The sequence below is a fragment of the Arhodomonas sp. KWT genome (genome assembly GCF_010993615.1).
The window spans coordinates 1-853 of the sequence record NZ_WNXE01000718.1; the positions used below are offsets into that span (position 1 = coordinate 1).

At 68.2% G+C, this 853-nt stretch carries 1 protein-coding gene and 1 pseudogene; one reads left to right on the forward strand and one right to left on the reverse strand.

All coding sequences use genetic code 11. The annotated features are described in order from the left end of the window. Positions 1–87, reverse strand: a pseudogene (locus G7A99_RS26025) (tRNA (cytosine(32)/uridine(32)-2'-O)-methyltransferase TrmJ); the annotation flags it as partial. 86 nt (positions 88–173) lie between these two features. Between G7A99_RS26025 and G7A99_RS21960 the strand changes: the two are divergent. Continuing rightward, positions 174–853: inositol monophosphatase family protein (locus G7A99_RS21960; protein WP_163144090.1), on the forward strand; the 680-nt coding region annotated here is incomplete at its 3' end.

An 853-nucleotide genomic window follows, 5' to 3' on the forward strand; every position in this document is an offset into this window, starting at 1 on the left:
GCCCATGGTCTTGAGCGCCCGCGCCGCGGCGCCGACGTTACCGGGATGGGTGGTGCCGACAAGCAGCACCTGAACGTAATCGAGCATCCCCGCTGGCTCCGGACAGGACAGGCGCGCATTATTGCTGTTATGCTTTACGGCTGTCCATTGCTGGCCGGAATAGGCGATCCCCAATGCATCCGATGGTGAATATCGCTGTGCGCGCCGCGCGCAGCGCCGGTAACGTCATTGTCCGCAACCTCGACCGGCTCGACCGCGTGCGCGTGGAGAGCAAGGGGGCGAACGACTTCGTCAGCGACGTGGACATCATGGCCGAGCGCGAGATCGTATCCACGCTGCGCCGCGCCTACCCGGACCACGCCATCATCGGCGAGGAAGGCGGCGGCGAGGCCAATGCCGACTATGTCTGGCTCATCGACCCCCTCGACGGCACCACCAACTTCCTTCACGGCTTCCCGCATTTCGCGGTCTCCATCGCCGTGCTCCATCGCGGACAGCTGGAGGCGGGGGTGATTTACGACCCGGTACGCCAGGAGCTGTTCACCGCCAACCGCGGCGGCGGCGCAACCCTCGAGGGCCGGCGCATCCGCATGCGCGAGCGGGGCAGCATCGACGGCGCACTGCTCGGCACCGGCTTTCCCTTCCGTCACCCCGGGCACAAGCCCGCTTACCTGGGGATGTTCGCGGATGCGATGGAACATGCCGGCGACATCCGGCGGGCCGGATCGGCCGCACTGGACCTCGCCTACGTGGCCTGCGGCCGGCTGGACGGCTACTGGGAGCTGGGGCTCAGCCGCTGGGACATCGCCGCGGGGGCGCTGATGGTGCAGGAGGCCGGCGGCCTGGTGACGGA